This is a genomic window from Mesorhizobium sp. B1-1-8 (genome assembly GCF_006442795.2).
GTDB lineage: Bacteria > Pseudomonadota > Alphaproteobacteria > Rhizobiales > Rhizobiaceae > Mesorhizobium.
In genome coordinates this window covers 4,195,140-4,216,199 of sequence record NZ_CP083956.1, presented here as the reverse complement: position 1 = coordinate 4,216,199, position 21,060 = coordinate 4,195,140, and the positions used below count along the sequence as shown (strand labels likewise).

Annotated in this window: 24 protein-coding genes; 16 read left to right on the top strand and 8 right to left on the bottom strand. The window is 64.3% G+C overall.

Annotation, left to right across the window (positions count from 1 at the left end):
- Positions 1-140: 140 nt before the first annotated feature.
- The 6 genes from FJ974_RS20475 to FJ974_RS20450 all read left to right on the top strand — a co-directional run bounded on the left by FJ974_RS20475 (position 141) and on the right by FJ974_RS20450 (position 3,174).
- On the top strand, positions 141-731 hold the full coding sequence (locus FJ974_RS20475; protein WP_140536535.1) for a class I SAM-dependent methyltransferase: 591 nt from the start codon (positions 141-143) through the stop codon (positions 729-731).
- 448 nt (positions 732-1,179) lie between these two features.
- The gene (locus FJ974_RS20470; protein WP_226891647.1) at positions 1,180-1,389 is read left to right on the top strand and encodes a hypothetical protein; all 210 of its coding nucleotides are present in this window, start codon (positions 1,180-1,182) and stop codon (positions 1,387-1,389) included.
- The gene (locus tag FJ974_RS20465; protein WP_140536530.1) at positions 1,389-1,796 is read left to right on the top strand and encodes a hypothetical protein; all 408 of its coding nucleotides are present in this window, start codon (positions 1,389-1,391) and stop codon (positions 1,794-1,796) included. The genes FJ974_RS20470 and FJ974_RS20465 overlap by 1 nt, the downstream gene beginning before the upstream one ends.
- 1 nt (position 1,797) lies before the next feature.
- Complete coding sequence (locus tag FJ974_RS20460) at positions 1,798-1,959, top strand: hypothetical protein (protein WP_181177227.1); 162 nt, start codon at positions 1,798-1,800, stop codon at positions 1,957-1,959.
- 2 nt (positions 1,960-1,961) lie between these two features.
- Entirely contained in the window at positions 1,962-2,345 is a 384-nt protein-coding gene (locus FJ974_RS20455; protein WP_140536528.1) for a YkgJ family cysteine cluster protein, read from the top strand.
- A gap of 217 nt (positions 2,346-2,562) precedes the next feature.
- On the top strand, positions 2,563-3,174 hold the full coding sequence (locus FJ974_RS20450; RefSeq protein ID WP_140536525.1) for a LysE family translocator: 612 nt from the start codon (positions 2,563-2,565) through the stop codon (positions 3,172-3,174).
- Between the two features lie 12 nt (positions 3,175-3,186).
- Here the strand turns inward: FJ974_RS20450 and FJ974_RS20445 are convergent, their stop codons facing one another.
- The 3 genes from FJ974_RS20445 to FJ974_RS20435 form a co-directional block, all read right to left on the bottom strand.
- Positions 3,187-3,510 carry a nuclear transport factor 2 family protein gene (locus tag FJ974_RS20445; protein WP_181177226.1) on the bottom strand — a complete coding sequence of 108 codons (324 nt, stop codon included), beginning with the start codon at positions 3,508-3,510 and terminating at the stop codon, positions 3,187-3,189.
- An 81-nt stretch (positions 3,511-3,591) separates the two neighbouring features.
- Positions 3,592-4,029 (bottom strand): OsmC family protein, encoded by a 438-nt coding sequence (locus tag FJ974_RS20440; RefSeq protein WP_140536523.1) that lies wholly within the window; start codon positions 4,027-4,029, stop codon positions 3,592-3,594.
- A gap of 33 nt (positions 4,030-4,062) precedes the next feature.
- On the bottom strand, positions 4,063-5,073 hold the full coding sequence (locus FJ974_RS20435) for a zinc-dependent alcohol dehydrogenase family protein (protein ID WP_140536520.1): 1,011 nt from the start codon (positions 5,071-5,073) through the stop codon (positions 4,063-4,065).
- 98 nt (positions 5,074-5,171) lie between these two features.
- Between FJ974_RS20435 and FJ974_RS20430 the strand changes: the two genes are divergently transcribed.
- Positions 5,172-5,780: a TetR/AcrR family transcriptional regulator gene (locus FJ974_RS20430; protein ID WP_140536518.1), complete on the top strand. Its 609-nt coding sequence runs from the start codon at positions 5,172-5,174 to the stop codon at positions 5,778-5,780.
- Between the two features lie 69 nt (positions 5,781-5,849).
- On the opposite strand, the gene groL is transcribed toward FJ974_RS20430, so the two are convergent.
- The 3 genes from groL to FJ974_RS20415 all read right to left on the bottom strand — a co-directional run bounded on the left by groL (position 5,850) and on the right by FJ974_RS20415 (position 8,919).
- Positions 5,850-7,502 (bottom strand): chaperonin GroEL, encoded by a 1,653-nt coding sequence (gene groL, locus FJ974_RS20425; RefSeq protein WP_140536515.1) that lies wholly within the window; start codon positions 7,500-7,502, stop codon positions 5,850-5,852.
- Between the two features lie 64 nt (positions 7,503-7,566).
- Positions 7,567-7,863 (bottom strand): co-chaperone GroES, encoded by a 297-nt coding sequence (gene groES / locus FJ974_RS20420; RefSeq protein WP_140536513.1) that lies wholly within the window; start codon positions 7,861-7,863, stop codon positions 7,567-7,569.
- A gap of 252 nt (positions 7,864-8,115) precedes the next feature.
- Positions 8,116-8,919 (bottom strand): class I SAM-dependent methyltransferase, encoded by an 804-nt coding sequence (locus FJ974_RS20415; RefSeq protein WP_140536510.1) that lies wholly within the window; start codon positions 8,917-8,919, stop codon positions 8,116-8,118.
- Positions 8,920-8,993: 74 nt separating this feature from the next.
- Here FJ974_RS20415 and FJ974_RS20410 point away from each other — a divergent pair, with 74 nt between their 5' ends.
- Complete coding sequence (locus FJ974_RS20410) at positions 8,994-9,845, top strand: hypothetical protein (RefSeq protein ID WP_140536507.1); 852 nt, start codon at positions 8,994-8,996, stop codon at positions 9,843-9,845.
- Positions 9,846-9,852: 7 nt separating this feature from the next.
- Here FJ974_RS20410 and FJ974_RS20405 read toward each other — a convergent pair whose 3' ends face one another.
- Positions 9,853-10,620 carry an SDR family NAD(P)-dependent oxidoreductase gene (locus FJ974_RS20405; protein ID WP_140536505.1) on the bottom strand — a complete coding sequence of 256 codons (768 nt, stop codon included), beginning with the start codon at positions 10,618-10,620 and terminating at the stop codon, positions 9,853-9,855.
- A 106-nt stretch (positions 10,621-10,726) separates the two neighbouring features.
- Between FJ974_RS20405 and FJ974_RS20400 the strand changes: the two genes are divergently transcribed.
- The gene (locus tag FJ974_RS20400; RefSeq protein WP_140536502.1) at positions 10,727-11,623 is read left to right on the top strand and encodes a LysR family transcriptional regulator; all 897 of its coding nucleotides are present in this window, start codon (positions 10,727-10,729) and stop codon (positions 11,621-11,623) included.
- Here FJ974_RS20400 and FJ974_RS20395 read toward each other — a convergent pair whose 3' ends face one another.
- Entirely contained in the window at positions 11,624-12,250 is a 627-nt protein-coding gene (locus FJ974_RS20395; protein ID WP_140536500.1) for a TetR/AcrR family transcriptional regulator, read from the bottom strand.
- Between the two features lie 118 nt (positions 12,251-12,368).
- On the opposite strand from FJ974_RS20395, the gene FJ974_RS20390 reads away from it, so the two are divergent.
- The 7 genes from FJ974_RS20390 (at position 12,369) to FJ974_RS20360 (ending at position 20,947) form a co-directional block, all read left to right on the top strand.
- Complete coding sequence (locus FJ974_RS20390; RefSeq protein ID WP_140536497.1) at positions 12,369-13,556, top strand: MFS transporter; 1,188 nt, start codon at positions 12,369-12,371, stop codon at positions 13,554-13,556.
- 13 nt (positions 13,557-13,569) lie between these two features.
- The gene (locus tag FJ974_RS20385) at positions 13,570-14,850 is read left to right on the top strand and encodes a D-arabinono-1,4-lactone oxidase (protein WP_140536495.1); all 1,281 of its coding nucleotides are present in this window, start codon (positions 13,570-13,572) and stop codon (positions 14,848-14,850) included.
- The gene (locus FJ974_RS20380; RefSeq protein WP_140536492.1) at positions 14,847-15,983 is read left to right on the top strand and encodes an alanine racemase; all 1,137 of its coding nucleotides are present in this window, start codon (positions 14,847-14,849) and stop codon (positions 15,981-15,983) included. The genes FJ974_RS20385 and FJ974_RS20380 overlap by 4 nt, the downstream gene beginning before the upstream one ends.
- 331 nt (positions 15,984-16,314) lie before the next feature.
- On the top strand, positions 16,315-17,250 hold the full coding sequence (locus tag FJ974_RS20375) for a helix-turn-helix domain-containing GNAT family N-acetyltransferase (protein WP_140536490.1): 936 nt from the start codon (positions 16,315-16,317) through the stop codon (positions 17,248-17,250).
- Positions 17,251-17,440: 190 nt separating this feature from the next.
- On the top strand, positions 17,441-17,920 hold the full coding sequence (locus FJ974_RS20370) for a MarR family winged helix-turn-helix transcriptional regulator (protein ID WP_140536756.1): 480 nt from the start codon (positions 17,441-17,443) through the stop codon (positions 17,918-17,920).
- Positions 17,917-19,116 carry an HlyD family secretion protein gene (locus FJ974_RS20365; RefSeq protein ID WP_140536487.1) on the top strand — a complete coding sequence of 400 codons (1,200 nt, stop codon included), beginning with the start codon at positions 17,917-17,919 and terminating at the stop codon, positions 19,114-19,116. Before FJ974_RS20370 ends, FJ974_RS20365 begins: the two co-directional genes overlap by 4 nt.
- 298 nt (positions 19,117-19,414) lie before the next feature.
- Positions 19,415-20,947 carry a DHA2 family efflux MFS transporter permease subunit gene (locus FJ974_RS20360; protein ID WP_140536484.1) on the top strand — a complete coding sequence of 511 codons (1,533 nt, stop codon included), beginning with the start codon at positions 19,415-19,417 and terminating at the stop codon, positions 20,945-20,947.
- The last annotated feature ends 113 nt before the right edge of the window (positions 20,948-21,060 follow it).

Sequence of the window (21,060 nt, the reverse complement as noted above, 5' to 3'; positions counted from 1 at the left end):
TTAACACTGTTTAGATCGGTTCGCAAATCAACCAGGAGATATCCCTTGTCCGCAATCCGCCAAGCTTGTGACGATGGCCCTTTGACGGTCGACGGAACCATGCCCGATTGGCGACGCTGGCTCGCGGGGAGGGCGCGCTAATGGCCTGCGCCAGCTCGCAATCCATAAGGTCCGATGCCTTGCACTTCTTCCGCGCCTGGATTTTCGATCCGCTGCGGGTCGCCTCCATCACACCGTCCGGCACGGCCTTGGCACAATTGATGGTGAGCGCTATCGGCCCGCAGACCGGCCCGATAATCGAGCTCGGGCCGGGAACCGGCGTTTTCACCAGAGCCCTGCTTGGCCAGGGCGTCGCCGAGGCGGATCTGGTGCTGGTCGAAAAGGGCGCCGAGTTCGCCGGCGTGTTGGCCGGCCGCTTTCCGCGCGCCGGCCTTTTATGCATCGACGCCGCCGACATCGGCGCTGCGACCTTGCCCTTCGCGGGTCCCGCAGGCGCGGTGATCAGCGGCCTGCCGCTGCTTTCCATTCCAGCAACGAAAGTGTCCGCAATTCTCGCCGGCTCTTTCGCGCATATGCGTGACGATGGCTGTTTCTACCAGTTCACCTACGGGCCGCGTTGTCCGGTGCCGAGAACGATCCTGGAAGGGCTTGGACTGGAGGCGGTGCGGATCGGCTGGACGCTGCGCAACATTCCGCCCGCCGCCGTCTACCGCATCGCCAGAATGCGCTAAAGCAATTCCAGGAAAAGTGTGAAGCGGTTTTCCGTTCGGAATTGCTTCAAAACAAAGAGGTAGAGCGGTTCAGCGTTTCCGTGAAACGATGAAACGGTCTAGCCCGATAGAAAAACGCCTCTCGCGCTTTTCACGGCGCGGGAGGCGTCTTTTTGCCGTCAACATTCTCGATTGCTCTCGAATTGCTGACGACTTGGACGAAACCGCCAGCCAGGACATTGGTTCCGCAGCCGACGAATTTTTTTTGCCTGCCGCCGCTTGTAGGGGTGCCGCGCTGCGTGCCGGCACTGCTGCGAGCAGCATTCGTTAAATTGACATTGCGCTAAAAGAAGCCTTTTTCGTTTCCGGGCGGTTGATTGTGCATCGTAGCTCCGTCGCTATGTGCTAAGCAGCGCCAGCAAATATGAATGCTCCGAACCAGGAAAAGATTTTGTCTCTCACTCCGAAGATGTCCGGCGACCAGGCCGTGTCCCTTTTCAGCAAGACCCTGACCCAGTCGATGTCGCTCAACCGCATCATCTCCGAACGGGATGCTGTCAGCCAGGCCAGGGAAGCCAAGACCGCGCGGCTGCGAGAACTGCGGCTGGAGAAAGAAGCAGACGACAGGGCGACTGCGCTCGCTGCTGCCGCCTTGCCGAAACGCACGGGCAAACGCTGATGGCCACCAAACGTGTCCCGGCGACGCCGATTGCCGCCGACTCAACTATCGCCGATATGGTCGATGTGCTGGACAAGCCGATCGAATATGTCCGGCGCGTCCTTGAGAAACTTGAGCGCTGCAAGCGCGCCCATGGCGATGCCCAAGTGCGACTTGGCGTGCGCAGCCGTGCCGAATGCCCGAACTATCTGATCGAATATGTGCGAGAGGATGGCAAAACCCATGAGCGCGTCACGCTTAGTGATGCAGCCTATAGCGGCAGCACTCACCGCGAGCTGGCGCCGCATCACATCGAGGAGGCCAGGAACTGGTCACCGGAGGAAATGAACATCACGGCGGTTTCGGCGCTGATCGGCCGCCTGCGCAATCCAAGGGCACTGTCAGCGCGTGTCGCCGAAGAGAACTGATATGGCCATAAAATTCTCCGCCAAGGATCAACCTACGACACCAACCGCCGCCGTTAAGCCGGCCAAGCCCGTCGCTGAGCCGAAGGCGGGCGAACCGGCCGCGACCGACCTGTTCGAGACGCCGGCGGCAACGCCGCCGCGCAAGTCCGGGAAAAAGAAATAGCGTTGCCGCACGACGGCGATCATAGCGTGCCCGGCCCGCTCGGCCCGGCAGCCGGTTTCGACTGGTCGACCATTATCGATGGTGGCGCCTTCGACTGCCAAACCTGCGGCGCCTGCTGCTCCTATTCGGCCGACTGGCCGCGTTTCTCGACCGAGGAGGATGCCGAGCTTGACCGCATCCCGGAGAAATTCGTGTCGGCCGATCTATCCGGCATGCGCTGCGAGGGCGGTCGCTGCTCGGCGCTTGGCGGCGAGGTCGGCAAGCACACCGCCTGTGGCATCTACGATCTCCGCCCCCACGTCTGCCGCGCCTGCATGCCGGGCGGCGACGATTGCCTGATGGCAAGGGCGGCGCATGGGCTGCCGCCGGTTGATCTCCCCCCTTGAGGGCGAGATGGCCGCGAAGCGGCCAGAGGGGGTCGCCGCGCGTGAAGCGCCGGCATGCTTCCCGCGACGAAAGAGGGTGTCGGCGCTCTATGTGAGACGACCCCCTCTGGCCTGCCGGCCATCTCCCCCTCGATGGGGGAGATTCCGCACCCCCGCTTGCCTCGCCTCGCGCCGCCCGATACCTTCCACGCCGGGCAGGGCTGCGGAGGAACAACCCTTGAGCATCGAATTCCTGTTGACGTCGCTGATCGTCGTGGCTTCGCCGGGCACTGGCGTTCTCTATACGCTGAGCGCCGGTCTTTCGCGTGGCGCGCGTGCCTCGATCATTGCCGCCTTCGGCTGCACGCTGGGCATCATCCCGCATATGGCCGCCGCCATCACCGGCCTTGCCGCCGTGCTGCACACAAGCGCCGTCGCCTTCGAGACACTGAAATATCTCGGCGTCGCTTATCTGCTTTACATGGCCTGGAACACGCTGAAGGAGAAGGGCGGCTTGAGTGTTGAGGAGAATGTCGCCCCGCGCTCTGCCGCAAAGACGATCACCTCCGGCATCTTGATCAACATCCTGAACCCGAAACTGTCGATCTTCTTCTTTGCCTTCCTGCCGCAATTTGTCAGCACCACCGAGCCGCACGCATTTTCGAAGATGCTGGAGCTCAGCTCCGTCTTCATGCTGATGACCTTCATCGTCTTTGCCGTCTATGGCGTGTTCGCGGCCTCGGTCCGCAGCCATGTCGTGTCACGGCCGAAGGTGCTGACCTGGATGCGCCGCAGCTTCGCCGCCGCCTTCGTCATGCTGGGCGCCAAGCTGGCGCTGGCGGACCGGTAGCGCCACAAGGCCCTATCCCTTGACGTAACCCATCGCCTCGACGATGCGTCCACCCTCGACGCGCATCAGGTTGACGCCGCGCAGCGAATTGCCGTCGGCCATCCAGAAGCGCCAACGGATCGTGGCGCGGTCGCCGGCCACGAAAGTCTCTTCAAGATCGAAACGCGTGCCAGGTCCGGTGGCGATCGCCGACCACAGCTCGATGTAAGCCGCCTTGCCGACGCGGCGGGCGCCGTCCGGCGCCGGCGTGGTGTTCTCGATCACGCAGTCCTCCGCCACCAGGTCGTCCAGCGCGGAAGGATCGTGGCGCTGGAAAACCTCGTTGTAGCGCCGCATGATTTCGGCCGTCTCGGCGGAGCGCGCGGCCGTGCCATATCGATGATGAGTTCTTGTGTCATTTCGTTGCTCCTTCCGTTCTCAATGATCAGCGACGAGGCTCGCCTTGAGATTGATGATGGCGACGCCGGCCAGTGCCCGCGAGACGAGGCAGGTCGCCTTGGCCTTTTGCGCCAGCCGCTCGAAATCTTCAGCCGCCATGCCGGCAACGCTGGCCTCCGTCTCCAACTCGATGCGGGTGATGGTCGGACCGGCCGTGGTGGCGCCAAGATGCACTTTCGCGATCGTATGGATGCTGTCGGGTGTGTGGTCTTCGCTGCCGAGGATGGCGGCAAGCGCCATCGAGAAGCAGCCGGCATGGGCGGCCGCGATCAGCTCTTCCGGATTGGTGCCGGGACCGTTCTCGAAACGGGAAGGGAAGGAATAGGCGCCCTCGAACACGCCGCTGCCCAGTCGCAGCCGGCCCGATCCCTCCTTGAGTGTCCCTTGCCATTTGGCCGAAGCTTCACGAATCGTCATTGCCGGTTCTCCTCTGGTTGATGGAAAGCAGGGTCACGCGCCGCCGATGACGACTTTGCCGAAGACGTCGCCCTGCTGGAAATAGCGGTAGGCTTCGCGCGCTTCCGCAAAGGGGAAGACCTTGTCGATGACCGGCTTCAGCCGATGCGCCGCGACGGCCGTGAGCATCGCCTCGAGGCCGCTGCGGCTGCCGACGAAGACGCGGCCGATGGTGACGAGGCTGCGCTGGTAGACGGCGCCCGGGATCTCGACCGACTTGCCCTTCTGGTCGTGCACGGTGAGCAGCACGATGCGGCCGTAAAGCGAACTGGCGATCAGCGACTGCGCGAAGGTCGCGGGGCCGCCGGTTTCGACGACGAGGTCGATGCCGCCCGTCGTCTCGCGCAGTTTCAAGCCCCATTGCGGCGTCTCGTCAGCGGCGATGACGAGGTCGGCGCCGAGCGTCCGCAGCCTGTCGGCCTTCCCGCCGCGCGAGGTGACGGCAGCCACGCGGCAGCCGAGAAGCTTGGCGAACTGTAGGGCAAACAGTGCGACGCCGCCTGAACTGATGACCAGAACCCATTGCCCCGGCTTCGGAATCTCGGCGCCGGTCAGCGCGCTCCAGGCGGTCAGCCCGGCGCAGGTCAGCGTCGCTGCCTCATGCCAGTCGAGATGATCGGGCAGCCGCACCGCCCATTGCTCGTCGAGCACGGCGTATTCGCACAGCATGCCGTCGAGCGTGCAGCCGAGCTGGTCGATCACGCCTGGATGCAGGCGGCCGTCGACCCAGCGCGCGAAATAGCTGCCGGTAACGCGGTCGCCGACTGCAAAGCGCGTCACCGCTTCGCCGACCGTCACCACTTCGCCGGCGCCGTCGCTCAGCGGAACAATGCCGGGGCGCGGCGTCAGCGGATATGTGCCGTTGAGGATCATTGTATCGCGGCGGTTGAGCGAGGTGGCGTGCACGCGCATGACGATCTCGTGCGGCTTCGGCTGCGGCATCGCCTCTTCGCGCGCCACCAGCTTCTCGATTCCACCAAGGCCTTCAAGCCGATAACTCAACATCGCAGTCTCCCGAATATGTAGACCGATTTACATATTATGTAGACCGGTTGTTATATTCCGGGCAAGGCCTATAATGCGCATTGCTGACAGAGGCTGACATGGCAACGGATACACGCACCCGTATGATCGAGGCGACCGCACTGCTCTTGAGGCGGCGCGGCTATCACGGCACTTCACTGAACGACATACTGAGCGCCAGCGGCACCCCCCGCGGCTCGCTCTATTTCCATTTTCCGGGCGGCAAGGACCAGCTGGTCATCGAGGTGACGCGCGACAGCGTGGCCGACGTGACCGAACGACTGGGCACGGCGCTGGCGGCGGAAAATGATCCGGCGGTCGCCGTCCATCACATCTATCAGTCGGTGGGGCGCATGCTGGAGGAAAACGAATTCTCGCTCGGCTGCCCGATCGCGCCGGTCGTGCTGGATTCGCCCAACGACATGCCGGAGCTCGCCGAAATTTGCCGCACGGCCTTCGAGCAGTGGATCGGCCTGCTGCGGCAAGCCTTCGTCAGGGCAGGGGTGCCGGAGCGGCGCGCGCAGGCGCTGGCGCTGCTGGTCGAATCCTCCCTCGAAGGACTGATGGTCATTGCCCGGGCCACCCGCGACCGCACCCCGCTGCTTGCCGTGGCTGACGAAGTCGCGGCGCTGGTCGAGCAAGCGGTGCTCGCCGGCAATGTGGCGCAGCGTGCCGACGCTGCTGTTTGAGCGCGTAGAACTCCAACGAAAAAGGGCGCCCTTCGGCGCCCTTTCCATATGCTTGCAGGGTTGGACTTCTTAGAAGTCCATGCCGCCCATGCCACCCATGCCGCCGCCGGGCATGCCGCCCGGCATGCCGCCGGCAGCTTCCTTCTTCGGAGCTTCGGCGATCATGGCTTCGGTGGTGACCAACAGGCCGGCGACCGAGGCCGCGTCCTGGAGAGCCGTGCGCACGACCTTGACCGGGTCGACGATGCCCATGGCGATCATATCGCCATATTCGCCGGTCTGGGCGTTGTAGCCGAAGGTCGCGCCCTTGTTCTCGAGGATCTTGCCGGCAACGATCGAGGCTTCCGCACCGGCGTTTGCCGCGATCTGGCGGGCCGGAGCCTGCAGCGCGCGACGCACGATGTTGATGCCGGCGGTCTGGTCGGAATTGGCGCCGTTCGCCTTGATGGTCAGCGAAGCGCGCAGCAGCGCGACGCCGCCGCCGGGAACGATGCCTTCTTCGACGGCCGCGCGGGTCGCGTTGAGGGCGTCATCGACGCGGTCCTTCTTTTCCTTGACCTCGACCTCGGTCGCGCCGCCGACGCGGATCACCGCGACGCCGCCGGCGAGCTTGGCCAGACGCTCCTGCAGCTTCTCCTTGTCGTAGTCCGAGGTGGTCTCCTCGATCTGCTGCTTGATCTGGGCAACGCGGCCCTGGATCTCGGCTTTCTTGCCGGCGCCGTCGACGATGGTGGTGTTCTCCTTGGAGATCGACACCTTCTTGGCGCGGCCGAGCATGTTGAGGCCGACATTCTCGAGCTTGATGCCGAGGTCTTCCGAGATGACCTGGCCACCGGTGAGGATTGCGATGTCTTCCAGCATGGCCTTGCGGCGGTCACCGAAGCCCGGCGCCTTGACGGCGGCGATCTTCAGGCCGCCACGCAGCTTGTTGACGACGAGCGTGGCCAGGGCCTCGCCTTCGACGTCTTCCGAGATAATGACCAGCGGCTTCGAGGTCTGCACGACAGCTTCCAGCACCGGCAGCATGGCCTGCAGGTTGGAGAGCTTCTTCTCGTGCAGCAGGACGTAGGCGTCTTCCAGATCGGCGACCATCTTGTCGGCGTTGGTGACGAAGTAGGGCGACAGGTAGCCGCGGTCGAACTGCATGCCTTCGACGACTTCCAGCTCGGTGTCGGCGGTCTTGGCTTCCTCGACCGTGATGACGCCTTCATTGCCGACCTTCTGCATCGCTTCCGCGATCATCGAGCCGACCGAGGAGTCGCCATTGCCGGCGATGGTGCCGACCTGGGCAACCTCTTCCGAGGTCTTGATCTTCTTGGCGTTCTTGATCAGCGTGCCGACCACGTCGGCTACGGCCAGATCGATGCCGCGCTTCAGGTCCATCGGGTTCATGCCGGCGGCAACCGCCTTGTGGCCTTCCTGGACGATCGACTGCGCCAGAACGGTCGCGGTCGTGGTGCCGTCGCCGGCGATGTCGTTGGTCTTCGAAGCGACTTCGCGGACCATCTGCGCGCCCATGTTCTCGAACTTGTCCTCGAGCTCGATTTCCTTGGCGACGGTGACGCCGTCCTTGGTGATGCGCGGGGCGCCGAACGACTTGTCGATGACGACGTTGCGGCCCTTGGGGCCGAGCGTCACCTTAACCGCGTCGGCGAGGATGTTGACGCCGCGCAGCATGCGCTCACGGGCGTCGCGGGAGAATTTTACGTCTTTGGCAGCCATGTTTTAGCTCCTGGCAGGGGCTCGGAACGAGCCCGAAAATTCAGTTGATGAAGAGGCCGATGTTTCAGCCGATGATGCCCATGATGTCGGCTTCCTTCATGATCAGAAGGTCTTCGCCGTTGAGCTTGACTTCGGTGCCCGACCATTTGCCGAACAGCACGCGGTCGCCGGCCTTGACGTCGAGCGGGACGAGCTTGCCGCTTTCGTCGCGGGCGCCGGAGCCGACGGCGATGATCTCGCCTTCCTGCGGCTTTTCCTTCGCCGTGTCCGGGATGATGATCCCGCCGGCGGTCTTGGATTCGGATTCGACCCGGCGAACGACCACGCGGTCATGAAGCGGGCGGAACTTCGACTTTGCCATGTTTTCTTCCTCGAATGAGAACGGTGAGAACTGTTCCTCAGTCCGGCGAGGCCGGACAAACCAGTACCTGCCCGACGATGCCGGACATCAGTTAGCACTCACCAATGGCGAGTGCTAACGTGGCGTTGAAATAGGCCGGTGGCTTTCGAGAGTCAAGGCGCGCGGGGAGGGGCAATGGCGCGAAATTTTGCTTGGGCAATCGCCGGGTTCCGGAATGCGCCGATTGCCATTGGGGATCAACGTGGAATTTGCCTATCGCATCGGTTTTCGTGGCGAGCGCAGCACCAGCAGCGGGCACCGTTCGGCGAGGCCGTAGTTGCCGGTCGAGGCGACGCGCACATCGTCGAAGAAAACCCTGGCCTCCTCGACGAGCACCGCTGTCGGCGTAAAACTATAGATGACCGACGAGTTCCTGTAGACGTCGATGGTGCCGATCACCGGCAGCTCCCATCCGGTGCGCGCCGAGAGCTCGTCGCGGTCTGGAAACATCGCATCGAATTGTTCGAGGATTCCCGTGACGGGGATGATGTAGTCCGGCGCGCCGCCGATCGCGGTCATGGCCACGCGCCATTTGAGATCGTGGAAGGTCGAGACGCCGCCCGCCAGTGCCAGGGCGCGGACATCCCGTGGATCGTCGCGTGTTTCGGGGCAAGCATAAAGCCTGATGCCGGCGCGCCCATCGGCTTTCAACACGCGGGCAATGGCCGCAAACAGCGCCCGCCTGACATCGAAGCCGCCGATGACCGAGAGGCATCCATCGCCGATCAGCGCATCGACGTTTGCATCGGGCAACGGGAGGCCGAACCAGTCGCCGATGATCGCCTTGCGTGTATCGGTGTCGCCCGGCCAGACGCCGGCGATCATGTCACGGGATTCGTCCACGGCCGTCATGCTCGCCCCGAGCCCGGCGAGTTCCGGCGTCACGCCAAGCATAACGACGTGGGATCGGGCAAGGTCGAGCTCGCGGTCGTAAGTCTCGACGACTTCCGCCGGCGGTCGCAGCGGCGGCCCGAGCAACTGCCAGTGCTTGCGAATTGCATTCCAGTGGTCTGTCATGCAAACCCCGAACCTGATACCGCATTGTACGCGGTTGAATAATCGACGACGCTAAAGAAGCCAAGTGGGGACGCATGGCACGCATCGCCGTCATCACGCATGAATTTGACCGCTTCCAAAGCCGGCGCGGACTGCTGATGCGCCGCGACAGCCCATATATGCTGTTTGATCAGCTGGAGGAACTGAAGCGGCGCGGCCATTCGGTGCGCGTGCTCAGCGGCACTTCGGCGAAGCCGGCCGCTGACATCGCCGTGCTGCATGTCGACGCAACGGTGACCCCGACCGAGTATGTCGAATACGCGCGCGGCTTTCCCTTTTGCCTCAACCTGGGCGCCACCGATATCTCGAAACGACGCATCAGTGGGGCCGTGATAGGCAAGGACGACGGCTGGACCGGGCAGGTCATCGTCAAGAGCAGCCTCAATCATTGGGGAACGCCGGAAGAGCATCTGAATCGTCAGTCGCGGCGGGCCGGCAGGCCGGAGCCGTTTCCGGGTGCCGCGATTTTTGATCGCTATCAGATCCACGCCTCGCTCGCCGACATTCCGGCGGAAGTGTTCGAACGCGAGGATCTGGTGGTCGAAAAATTCATTCCGGAGCCGGAGCCGGACGGTTTCGCCGCCCGCTTCTGGCTGTTCTGCGGCGAGCGCGAGCGCTGCACCCGCCATGTGTCGCCGCAGAGCTTGGTCAAGGGCGACGACACCATCCGCCGCGAGGCGGTTCCGGTGCCGGACGAGCTCCGCGCTTTAAGGCGCGAACTCGGCTTCGACTACGGCAAATTCGACTTCGTCATGCACGAGGGCAGGGCGGTGCTGCTCGACGCCAACAAGACGCCCGGCCGCGCCCGCAACCTGTCCGCCTTCATCGCCGCCGGCAACGCCAATCTCGCCGACGGCTTCGAGGGGCTGATCCGCCAGTTCGCATAGTCGGGCCTCAGATGTTCATGCCGCCCGACACTTCGATGCGCTGGGCGTTGACCCAGCGATTGTCGTCCGACAGCAGCGAGGCGATCATCGGGCCGATGTCGTCGGGGACGCCGGCGCGGCCGAGCGCGGTGACGCTTGCCACCATGCGGTTGATATCGGCGTCGTCGCGCACATGGCCGCCGTTGAAGTCTGTCGCGATCGCGCCGGGCGCCACCGTGTTGGCGGTGATGCCGCGCGGACCGAGCTCCTTGGCGAGGTAGCGTGTGAACACCTCGATGCCGCCTTTCATCATCGCATAGGCCGACGATCCCGGCACCGCGAAGCGCGCCAGCCCGCTCGATATGTTGATGATGCGGCCGCCGTCGTTGATCAGCGGCAGCAGCGCCTGGGTGAGGAAGAACACGCCCTTGAGGTGGATGTTCATCAGCGCGTCGAATTCTTCTTCCGTCGTCTCGGCGACCGTCTTGCGCAGGCCGGTGCCGGCATTGTTGACGAGAAAGTCGAAACGGTTGCGCTGCCAGGTCGATTGCAGCGTCTGCTTCAAAGCCGCGACGAAGGCCGGGAAGGTAGGGACGGCGCCAGCGTCGAGTTCGAGTGCGGCGGCGCGGCCGCCGGCCGCCTCGATCTCGGCCACGGCTGCCTTGGCCTCGTCGGCGCGGGAGCGGTAGGTGATCACCACGTCGATGCCCTTGCGGGCGAGGTTGAACGCGGTGTTGCGGCCGAGGCCGCGGCTGCCGCCGGTGACGAGGGCAATGGGGCGGGTTGAGTTGGTCATCGTGAAATCTCCTTCTTTGTGATGGAGATCCATATACTAGCCTGCCCGGTCGATATAATCGGCCGGGGATTGCCAACACTATTCAGCTTGTGCGAACAGTCATTGCATGGACAGGCTGGACAGCATGCGGCTCTTCGTCCGCGTCGTGGAAAGGCACAGCTTCACCGCGGCCGCGGCCGATCTCGGCCTGCCGCGCTCCAGCGCGACCTCCGCCATCAAGCAGCTGGAGGAGCGGCTCGGCGTGCAATTGCTCAGGCGCACCACCCGCCACGTCACGCCGACGCTGGACGGCGAGGCCTATTACCAGCGCTGCGTCGGCATTCTGGCCGACATCGAGGATGCCGAAGGCGGCTTCGGCACGCATGAGGTGCGCGGGCGGCTGCGCATCGACGTCAACGGCCATATGGCGCGCACCTTCATCATTCCGGAACTGCCGGCGCTGCTTGCCCGCCATCCGCAGCTGAGCGTGCATGTCGGCGAAGGCGACCGTCTCGTCGATCTCGTGCGCGAAGGCGTCGATTGCGTCATCCGCGCCGGCACGCTTCCCGACAGCGACATGATCGCGCGCCGGCTCGGCATGGCGCGCGAGATCACCGTCGCCAGCCCGGCCTATCTCGAACGCCACGGCACGCCGTGCACACCCGACGACCTCGCCGGCCATATGATGATCGGCTTCGTTTCGTCCCGCAGCGGGCAAGTGATGCCGCTGGAATTCACCATCGACGGCAAGATGCGGGAAGTGGTGCTGCCGTCGCGGGTCACCGTCGCCAATTCCGACACCAGCGCCACTCTGGTGCGGCTGGGCTTCGGCCTCTACCAGGCGCCGCGGCTTCGTTTCGTCTCGGACCTCGAGGCCGGCCGGCTGGTCGAGGTGCTGCCCGATTACCCTCCGTCGCCGACGCCGATCTCGGTGCTCTACCCGCGCAGCCGCCAGCTGTCGCCGCGCGTCAGGGTGTTCGTCGACTGGCTGGTCGAGATTCTTGGCCCGAAGCTCGATCCCTGATCAGAGGAACAACTTCAGCTGCGTGTGGATGATCGAGCGGTAGTCGTCGATCGTGCGCCGGCTTTCCGCCTCGTCCTGCGTCAGCGCCAGCCGCACGACGCCGCCGGCAAGCTGGAAGATCAGGAACACCACCCTGGAAAAAGCCTCGCGCTGCTCAGGCTTCAGCATCGGCGCGACATGGTCGCAGAACATCTTCGCCTGGTGCCTCGTCTCGGCGATGTCGAGATGCTGCAGCGCCTTGTCGGCCTGGATCGCGTTCTGCAGGTCCTGGATCGCTGGGTCGGCGGCGACACGCTGGTAGTAGTCATCGAGCAAACGGTCCGCCGCCACCGTCACATCCTCCAGCCCGCGGATCTCCGCGATGATCGCGCCGAAGCGCGCGCGGCTTTCCTGCGAGAACCGCTCATAGAGCATCGCTAGGATGGCCGACTTGCTGGGGAAATAATGATAGACGGTGGCGATCGGTCCGCCGGCCAGCGCGCCCACCTCCTTCATGGTGACGGCGTCAATGCCTTTTTCGCCGATCAGCCGCATGGTCGTGGCAAGGATCGCGTCGATGCGCTCGCGGCTGCGCTCCTGCTTGGGCCTTCGCCTGAGCTCGGTCGCGGCTCGCGTTGCTTTAGCCATGGCTCAACTCTCGCCAGAAGTCCAAATTCCCGGTTGACAATAAACATGATCAAGTATCAGTTTCCTGAATTGCTGACAAGTTGTCAGCTTTTGATCGGGCTGCAAGGGAGGGCGCCTCTTGACTGCAACGCAAGCCGCGCAAGCGGAAGAGGGCGACTGGCTGGTCGGCAATCCGAGCGGCCTGCAGCTTGCCTCGGCGCTGTGGATCGGCTCGGTCGGCCTGCTCATCCTCGGTCTGCAGCCGGTGCTGCTCGGGGCCCTTTACACCGAGGGCCACGTTACCGGCGATGAGCTGGCGCTGGTCGCCACCGCCGAGATGGTTGCGATCGCGCTCGGATCGGCGATCGTGGCCATGCTGCTTCCGGCCCGCAACATGCGCTGGAAGAGCACTTTGCTTCTGGTCCTGCTCGGGCTTGCCAATGTCTGGAGCGCCTATGCCGTCACCGCCAATTCCCTGATCGGCGCGCGCGCCCTGGCCGGCCTCGCCGAAGGCGGGCTGGTCGCGGTCGCCACCGAGCTGATTGCCCGCTCGCGCCGGGCCGAGCGCATCGGCGGCTACTTCGTCACCTTGCAGACACTGGCGCAGTGCGCGCTGGCGCTGCTGCTTGCGCTCTATGTCGTGCCTGCCGCCGGTTCGGCCGGCGGCTTCATTGCGCTTGGCGTGGTCTGCCTGCTGTCGCTGGTCGTCGCCTGGACGGTGCCGGACGACTACGCCGACCTGCCGAAGGAAGAACAATTCGCCAATGTCCTGAACCTGCCGTCGATCACGGCGCTGCTCTCGGTCTTCTGCTACTTCATGTTCTTTGGCGCCGTCTGGGCATTTCTGGAGCCGCTTGGCGCGCAATTCGGAATCGATGGCCGTACCGTCGGTCTGATGGTCTCGGCAAGCCTTGCCGCGCAGGTGATCGGCGCCATGACCGCGACCGTTTTCGAGGCGCGCATCGACTACCGTTTTGCGATCACCGTTATCGGCGCCATCGCGGCTATAAGCTCGGCTTTGCTTGCATCGGGACCGGGGCCTTCGGTGTTCTGGGCCGTCGCGCTGGTCATGGGCTTCATCCTGCTTTTCATCGTGCCTTACCAGATCAGGCTGGCGATCACCGCGGACGAGACCCGTCACGCGGTGCTGCTGGTGCCGGCAGCCCAGCTTTTCGGCCTCGCCATCGGTCCGGTCGCCGCCTCGCTGCTCATTGATGGCGAGAATTTTCGACCCGTGCCGGAATTCGCCGCCGCCAGTGCCCTGGCCAGCGTGGCGATGCTTGGATTGTTCATCGTCATCGCGCGGCGCCGCCGGATTTCGAGCTAACGCGGAGGTGGCGGTGTCGAACAGCTGGAGCAACTGGTCGGGTTTCGTCAGCGCCACGCCGAAGCTGATCGCCACGCCGGCAGATGCCGGAGAGCTTGCCGATTTGGTCCGCTCCGCACCCGGCCCGCTGCGTGTCGCCGGCGCCGGCCATTCCTTCACGCCGCTGGTGCAGTCGGACGGCGCCATCGTCTCGCTGGAGAAAATCGAAGGGCTGGTCTCGCACGACGCTGAAAAGCATCAGGCGAGGGTGAGGGCGGGCACACGGCTCGGGCCGCTGATGCGTCTGCTGCAGGGCGTCGGCCAGGGCCTGCCCAATATGGGCGACATCGACCGCCAGGCGATCGGCGGCGCGCTCGGCACCGCCACGCATGGCTCCGGCCCGACGCTTGGCGCCTATCACACGCAGCTGGAGACGGTGCAATTCGTCGACGGACGGGGCAGGCTGCGCGACTTCAGCCGGACCGGCGATCAGGACATGATCCACGCCACCGGCGTCGCGCTCGGCGCCTTCGGCGTGCTCACGGAAGTGACGATGAACAACATTGCGACCTACCGGCTGCGCCGCCGCAAATGGGTGCTGCCGATCGCCGACATGCTGCGCGATTTCGAGACGATGATGGCCGCGCACCGGTCGGCCGAATTCTACTACATCCCGTTTTCCGGCTATGCGCAGTTCATCGCCAGCGATCTGAGCGCCGCCGCGCCCACACCCCGCCCGACCGAGGACGACGAGGAAGGGCTGGCGACGCTGCGCAAGCTGCGCACGGCGCTGCGCCGACTGCCATGGCTGCGCCGTTGGCTGATCCGCGGCGCGGTCAAGAAAGTCCCGCCCGAGGACTACGTGCAGGACTGGCTCAACGTCTACGCCAGCGACCGTCGCACCAAATTTAACGAGATGGAATATCACCTGCCTTACGAGGAAGGCCCGAACGCGTTGGCCGAGATCATCGCGCTGACGGAAAAGCACTTTCCGGAAGTCTATTTCCCGATGGAGGTGCGTTCGGTAGCGCCTGACGAGTTCTGGCTTTCGCCTTTCCACAAAAGGCGGACCTGTTCGATCGCCATCCACCACGATGCGGCGAACGATCCGCTGCCCTTCATGCGGGCGGCCGAGCCGATCTTCCGCAGATATGGCGGCAGGCCGCATTGGGGAAAGATGCACGGTTTGAAGGCGGCGGATCTGAAAAAACTCTATCCGCGTTGGGACGACGCGATGGCGGTGCGCCGCGACATCGATCCCCAGAACCGTTTCTTGTCGCCCTATATGGCCGGGCTGTTCGGCATCGAGCTATGAGTGCCTATTTTGTCGACCTCTCCAGGGCGCTGAAGGCGGCGGAGATTTTTCGGCCTTGCCTGGTGGTCGACCGCGATCGGCTGGACGCCAACATCGGGCTGGTGAAGAACAGGCTCTCGCCGGACCTTGCCGTGCGGCTGGTCGACAAATCGCTCCCCTGCCTGCCGCTGCTTTCGCATATAGCCAGGGCAATCGGCACCAACCGCTTCATGACCTTCCATCCGCCGGTCACGCAGGCCGTGCTCGACGCGTTTCCGGAGGGCGACCTGCTCTACGGCAAGCCGATGCCGGCCGGCGCGGCCAGGGCAGCGCTGACCAGAGGCGGCGCCGGCTGGTGGTCGCGCGTCTGCTGGCTGATCGACACGCCGGAGCGGCTGGCCGAATATGGCGCGCTCGCCGCCGAGCTCGGCGCCGAATTGCGCTTTGCCTTCGAGGTCGATGTCGGGCTGCATCGCGGCGGCTTTATCAGTCCAGCGGACATCAAGGCGCTGACGATCCCCGCGGGCATGCGCTGCGAAGGCATCATGGCCTATGAGGCGCATGCGCCGGAGATCCCCGGCCTGTTCGGCGGCGCTGGAAAGGCGCTGAAGAAAGCATCGGCCAGGGCGGCGGAATTTGTCGCCTGCCTCGAGCCGGACCAGCGCCGCACCTTGAACATCGGCGGCTCGAAGACGGCGCTGTTGCATCAGGGCGGGGCAGCCAACGAAGTGTCGATCGGTTCGGCCTTCGTGCTGCCCGCCGATTTCGACCGGCCCGGCCTCGGCGGCTTCCAGCCGGCGGCCTTCATCGCGATGCCGATCCTGAAGGCACCCGATCCGGTGCTGCCCGGTCCGGCGGCTCTGTCCCGGACGCTGCAACTGCTTGGCCTGTTCCCGCGCAAAGGCTGCTACCTCTATGGCGGCAAATGGATGGCCGAGCCCGCGTTCCCCGAAGGCATGAAGCCGAACCGGTTGATCGGCCTGTCCTCCAACCAGCAGTTCATGGGACTTCCCGCTGGGGCGAGCGTCAGGCCAGGCGATTACGCCTTCCTGCGGCCGACGCAGAGCGAGGCGGTCCTGCAGCAATTCGGGGCAATTGCCGTGTTTTCGGCCGGACGCATCGTGGAATTCTGGCCGGTTTTGCCGATGGGGTGAGGCGTCACGGCGCTCGTGATTGGCGCCGGCGACCGGGGGTCGTCATTCTAGGGCGGAGCGACGCGAAGCGGAGCGCAGACCGTAGAATCCATGCCGTTCCGCCTGCCGAAGAGCGATACGGATGCAGAAGAAGGTCGTTTATGCCGACGTTCGGTACCAAGGTCTGCAACGTGGCCACACGTATCGGTCACGGAATGGATTCTAGGGTCTGCGCGCGTCGCTTCGCTCCTTGCTCCGCCCTAGAATGACGAAGTTGTGAGGTGCTTCGACGTCACCATTTGCTTGACTCAGTCAACTAAATAATCAATCCTGCTCTGGACAGGAGCACCCCATGACCATCCACGATCACCCCGGCAAGCAGCGCATCGATGCGGTACGCGCCTTCAACCGCTTCTATACCCGCCAGATCGGTCTCCTCGACGAAGGCCTCCTGAAGAGCCCGTTCTCGCTGACCGAGGCCCGCGTGCTTTACGAACTCGCGCATCGTGACGGTCTTGTCGCCAGCGACCTTGTGCGCGACCTCGGCCTCGACCCCGGCTACGTCAGTCGTCTGCTGAAGAAATTCGAGGAACGCGGCCTGGTCGAGCGCGCCGCCACCGAGACCGATGCACGCCGATCCTCGATCGCGCTGACCGCAGCGGGGCGGGAGGCCTTCGCGCCCCTCAACCAGGATTCGCATGAGCAGGTGCGTGCGCTGCTCGATCGCCTCGCGCCCGCCGACCAGGAGCGGCTGGTCAAGGCCATGCACACCGTGCAGGAGCTGCTCGGCGACCGTCCCAAGCCCGAGGTGCCCTACATCCTGCGGCCGCTGCAGGTCGGCGACATCGGCTGGATCACGCATCGCCAGGGCCTGCTTTACGCGCAGGACTATGGCTGGGACGAAACCTATGAGGCGCTGGTGGCGGAAATCCTCGGCGAGTTCGTCAAGAACTTCGTCCCGCAATGGGAGCGCGGTTGGATCGCCGAGCGCGAAGGCGAGGTGGTCGGCTCGGTCTTTGTCGTGCGCAAATCGCCCAAAGTGGCGGAGCTCAGGCTGCTCTATGTCGAGCCTTCGGCGCGCGGTCTCGGCATCGGCAGGCGGCTGGTCGACGAGTGCATCGGCTTCGCCCGCGCCAAAGGCTACAAGACGCTAACGCTGTGGACGAACGACATACTGACCTCGGCCCGTCGCATCTATCAGGCAGCCGGCTTCAAGCTGGTTGAAGAAGAACGCCATCACTCCTTCGGCAAGGATCTGGTTGGCCAGACCTGGAATCTCGCCCTTTGATCGGATTTCTCCCCGCCATCGCCGTTGTGTGCATCGAATTCCCGGGTCCGTAGCGCAGCGCATCTTCGGAGCCGTGGCGTTCACCGAGCGCTAACCATGAGCACATCGCATCGCTGCCATGTGGATTTGCCGGCTTCTGGAGCAATGCATGGGGCTTGAATAGTAAGCACGCTTATTATATATGCCGCTCATGGTTTCAGATGGCATCGACAGATTGGGATTTTTGATCCACGACGTGCAACGCCTGATGCGCAAGCGCTTCGAGGCGCGCGCCAGCGGGCTTGGCCTGTCGTCGGCGCAATGGCGGCTTCTGGTCCGCGTCGCCAAAGAGGCGGGCGTGGCGCAGGCGCGGCTGGCCGAACTTCTGGAAATCGAGCCGATCAGCGTCTCGCGCCTGGTCGACAGGATGGAGGAAGGTGGCTGGATCGAGCGCCGCCCTGACGCCGCCGATCGCCGCGTGCGCATGATCTTCCCGACCGAGAAGGCGAACGCGGCCTATGCCGAGGTCAAGAGCCTTGCCGGCGAGGTCTATGAGGAATCGCTCACCGGTGTATCGGCGGAAGAACGCCGCATCCTGATCCGGGTGCTCGACACCATCGTGCAGAATCTGACGGACGGCGAGACGTCGTCCCTGGAAAAGATGAAGAATACGGAAGGCGCAGCAGCATGAACGCGGCAGCCAAGATAGAAGACAATGTCACCAAGCTGGAGCTGGAGGCGCCGGCGCAGCCGGTCGCCGAAGCCCAGACGCAGCCGGCACCCGCTCCGGTCTCGGTGGCGCCAATGCCGCAGCCGGCGCCGGCACCGAAAAAGAAGCGCCGCATCGGCCGCCTGCTGCTGATGGTCGCGCTGCCGGCGGCGCTGCTTATCGGCGGCGCCTTTGTCTGGGTGACCGGCGGCCGCTATCAGGAGACAGAGAACGCCAATCTCCAGCAGGCCAGGATTTCGATGGCCGCCGACACGGCGGGCCGTATCGTCCAGGTCGCCATCTCCGATAACCAGACGGTCAAGCAGGGCGACCTTCTCTTTGTCATCGACCCCGAGCCCTACCGGATTGCGCTCGCCCAGGCCGACGCGGCGGTTGCCGCCGCGCGCCTCAACGTTGAGCAGCTGCGCGCCGCCTACAGCCAGGCGACGGCGCAGGAAAAATCCGACACCAGCGAAGTCGCCTACGCGCAGTCGCAATATGACCGCGCCGCCGACCTCGCCCAGAAGGGCATCAACGCCAAGTCGTCTCTCGACCAGGCCCGCAACGACCTCGACAAGGCCAAGCAGCAGCTGGCGGTGGCCGAGCAGGGCATTATCAGCGCCAGGGCGGCGCTTGGCGGCAACCCCGATATCGAGACCGACAAGCATCCGAGCGTGATGGCAGCGCTCGCTGCGCGCGACAAGGCGGCCTACGACCTCGCGCGGACCAGCGTGAGGGCGCCGGCCGACGGCGTCGTCTATCAGGCCGCCTCCTTCAAGGTCGGCCAGTATGTCAGCGCCGGCACGCCGCTATTTGCGCTGGTCGAGACCGGCGACACCTGGATCGACGCAAATTTCAAGGAAACCCAGCTCACCCACATGAAGCCGGGCCAGAAGGCGGAGATCGTCGTCGACACCTATCCGGGCCGGACTTTCGAGGCGACCGTCAAGGCGATCGGCGCCGGCACCGGCGCGGAGTTCTCGCTGCTGCCGGCCCAGAACGCCACCGGTAACTGGGTCAAGGTTACCCAGCGCATTCCGGTGCGCCTGGAACTGACCGACGCGGACGCCAAAATGATGCTGCGCACCGGCATGAGCGCGAGCGTCACCGTCGACACCGGCGTGGCGCGCGGCTTGCCGTCGATCTTCGGTCACGCCACGGCCGGCGAGGTACAGTAAATCAGCTGAACCAGGCGGGAGCGGTGAGGAGCAGGGATTGGTCTGATGGGAGGAAGTGAGAGGATCAGCCTTTGGACTGGGCCGCATTGCGGCTTGATCGAAAGCTGAAGCCTTCGATACGGACCCGTCGGTCCTCAGGTTTCCGGGCGGCAGGCATCCGCTCTGGTAGAGACTTTCGGTCGATGTAACCCCCACATCGATAGTCGCGTCCCACCGCGATGAGGGTCTCTCAACGGAAGGCTTTGCCGCCCGGAAACCCAGTGTACATGTTTTTGTTACCTGCCGGAAGTTTCGCATCATGAGCAAGCCAGAACCCTTCAAGGAAGTGCCGCACCGCGGCCTGATAACGGTTGCGCTCATGCTGGCGACGATCATGCAGGCGCTCGACACCACGATCGCCAATGTCGCGCTGCCGACCATGACCGGCGACCTCGGCGCTTCGCCAGACAACATCAACTGGGTGCTGACCTCCTATATCGTGGCCGCGGCGATCATGACGCCGGTCACCGGCTGGCTTGCCGACCGTCTCGGCCGCAAGGAACTGTTCCTGACCGCGGTCGTCGGCTTCACCATCTTCTCCATGCTTTGCGGCCTCGCCTGGAGCCTCGAGTCGATGGTGCTGTTTCGCCTGCTGCAGGGCGTGTTCGGCGCGGCAATAGTGCCGCTGTCGCAGACCTTCCTGCTCGACATCAACCCGAAGGAGCGTCATGGCCAGGCCATGGCCATCTGGGGCGCCGGCATTATGCTGGGGCCGATCCTTGGGCCGACGCTCGGCGGCTGGCTGACCGAGAATTTCAACTGGCGCTGGGTGTTCTTCATCAACCTGCCGGTCGGCATTCTCGCCTTCCTCGGCATGGCCGCCTATCTGCCTGTTATCGCCAAGCGCGTGCGCGGCTTCGATTTCTTCGGCTTCGCCATGATCTCGCTCGGCGTCGGCGCGCTGCAACTGATGCTCGACCGCGGCGGCGAGGTGGACTGGTTCTCCTCGCCCGAGATCTGGATCGAGCTTGGCCTGTCGATCACCGGCTTCTGGGTGTTCATCATCCACACGGTGACGGCGGAACACCCCTTCATCGACCCGAAAATCTTCCTCGACCGCAATTTCGTCGCCGGGCTGGCGTTCATCTTTGTCATGGGCGTGCTGATTTTGGCCTCGATGTCGCTGCTGCCGCCGATGCTGTCGACGATCTTCGGCTACCCGACCGTCACCATCGGCGTGGTGATGGGACCGCGCGGTGTCGGCACGATGATCTCGATGCTGCTCGTCGGCCGCATCATGCACAGGATTGATGCGCGCATCCTCGTCATCGTCGGCTTCCTGCTCACCGCGCAGTCGCTCTACACCATGGCGAGCTTCACGCCGCAGATGGACAACTGGCTGATCATCTCTTCGGGCATCATCCAGGGCCTCGGCATGGGCATGGTGTTCGTGCCGCTGTCGACCGTTGCCTTCGCCACGCTCGACGCGCGCTACCGCACCGATGCGACCTCGCTGTTCAGCCTGGTGCGCAATCTCGGCTCGTCGATCGGCGTGTCGGTGGTGGTGGCGCTCATGGTGCGCAACACGCAGATCAACCACAGCGAGCTTTCGGCCTTCATCAATCCCTACAACCCCAATCTCTGGGTGGCCTCGCCTGCAGCCGCGGGCGGCGATCGGATGGCGCTGTCGCAGGTCGACAGGCTTGTGAACCTGCAGGCGATGATGATTTCCTACGTCAACGACTTCAAAATCCTGATGGTGATGACGCTGATTGCCATTCCTTTCGTCTTGCTGCTGCGCAAGCCGAAGGCGGCACCAGCCGGCGGCGCGCCGGCAGCCCATATGGATTGACCTTCATTTCCCAACCTTCGCACGCCAGCGGGGCGGGCTCTTGGCGCGACCTGTCATGACTTCCTTCTCCCGTCTCGCATGCAGGGCGGGATTTCGGGTTGACTGACTCTTAA

What these genes read in the sequence shown, in the direction of transcription:
- FJ974_RS20445 (WP_181177226.1), bottom strand. Translation starts at nt 3,510, where the DNA reads ATGCGGCGCTACAACGAGGTTTTCCAGCGCCACGATCCTTCCGCGCTG.
- FJ974_RS20430 (WP_140536518.1), top strand. Translation starts at nt 5,172, where the DNA reads ATGGCAACGGATACACGCACCCGTATGATCGAGGCGACCGCACTGCTC.
- FJ974_RS20400 (WP_140536502.1), top strand. Translation starts at nt 10,727, where the DNA reads ATGGACAGGCTGGACAGCATGCGGCTCTTCGTCCGCGTCGTGGAAAGG.
- FJ974_RS20380 (WP_140536492.1), top strand. Translation starts at nt 14,847, where the DNA reads ATGAGTGCCTATTTTGTCGACCTCTCCAGGGCGCTGAAGGCGGCGGAG.
- FJ974_RS20440 (WP_140536523.1), bottom strand. Translation starts at nt 4,029, where the DNA reads ATGACGATTCGTGAAGCTTCGGCCAAATGGCAAGGGACACTCAAGGAG.
- FJ974_RS20410 (WP_140536507.1), top strand. Translation starts at nt 8,994, where the DNA reads ATGGCACGCATCGCCGTCATCACGCATGAATTTGACCGCTTCCAAAGC.
- FJ974_RS20460 (WP_181177227.1), top strand. Translation starts at nt 1,798, where the DNA reads ATGGCCATAAAATTCTCCGCCAAGGATCAACCTACGACACCAACCGCC.
- FJ974_RS20370 (WP_140536756.1), top strand. Translation starts at nt 17,441, where the DNA reads ATGGTTTCAGATGGCATCGACAGATTGGGATTTTTGATCCACGACGTG.
- FJ974_RS20415 (WP_140536510.1), bottom strand. Translation starts at nt 8,919, where the DNA reads ATGACAGACCACTGGAATGCAATTCGCAAGCACTGGCAGTTGCTCGGG.
- FJ974_RS20360 (WP_140536484.1), top strand. Translation starts at nt 19,415, where the DNA reads ATGAGCAAGCCAGAACCCTTCAAGGAAGTGCCGCACCGCGGCCTGATA.
- groL (WP_140536515.1), bottom strand. Translation starts at nt 7,502, where the DNA reads ATGGCTGCCAAAGACGTAAAATTCTCCCGCGACGCCCGTGAGCGCATG.
- FJ974_RS20465 (WP_140536530.1), top strand. Translation starts at nt 1,389, where the DNA reads ATGGCCACCAAACGTGTCCCGGCGACGCCGATTGCCGCCGACTCAACT.
- FJ974_RS20435 (WP_140536520.1), bottom strand. Translation starts at nt 5,073, where the DNA reads ATGTTGAGTTATCGGCTTGAAGGCCTTGGTGGAATCGAGAAGCTGGTG.
- FJ974_RS20395 (WP_140536500.1), bottom strand. Translation starts at nt 12,250, where the DNA reads ATGGCTAAAGCAACGCGAGCCGCGACCGAGCTCAGGCGAAGGCCCAAG.
- groES (WP_140536513.1), bottom strand. Translation starts at nt 7,863, where the DNA reads ATGGCAAAGTCGAAGTTCCGCCCGCTTCATGACCGCGTGGTCGTTCGC.
- FJ974_RS20375 (WP_140536490.1), top strand. Translation starts at nt 16,315, where the DNA reads ATGACCATCCACGATCACCCCGGCAAGCAGCGCATCGATGCGGTACGC.
- FJ974_RS20470 (WP_226891647.1), top strand. Translation starts at nt 1,180, where the DNA reads ATGTCCGGCGACCAGGCCGTGTCCCTTTTCAGCAAGACCCTGACCCAG.
- FJ974_RS20475 (WP_140536535.1), top strand. Translation starts at nt 141, where the DNA reads ATGGCCTGCGCCAGCTCGCAATCCATAAGGTCCGATGCCTTGCACTTC.
- FJ974_RS20405 (WP_140536505.1), bottom strand. Translation starts at nt 10,620, where the DNA reads ATGACCAACTCAACCCGCCCCATTGCCCTCGTCACCGGCGGCAGCCGC.
- FJ974_RS20365 (WP_140536487.1), top strand. Translation starts at nt 17,917, where the DNA reads ATGAACGCGGCAGCCAAGATAGAAGACAATGTCACCAAGCTGGAGCTG.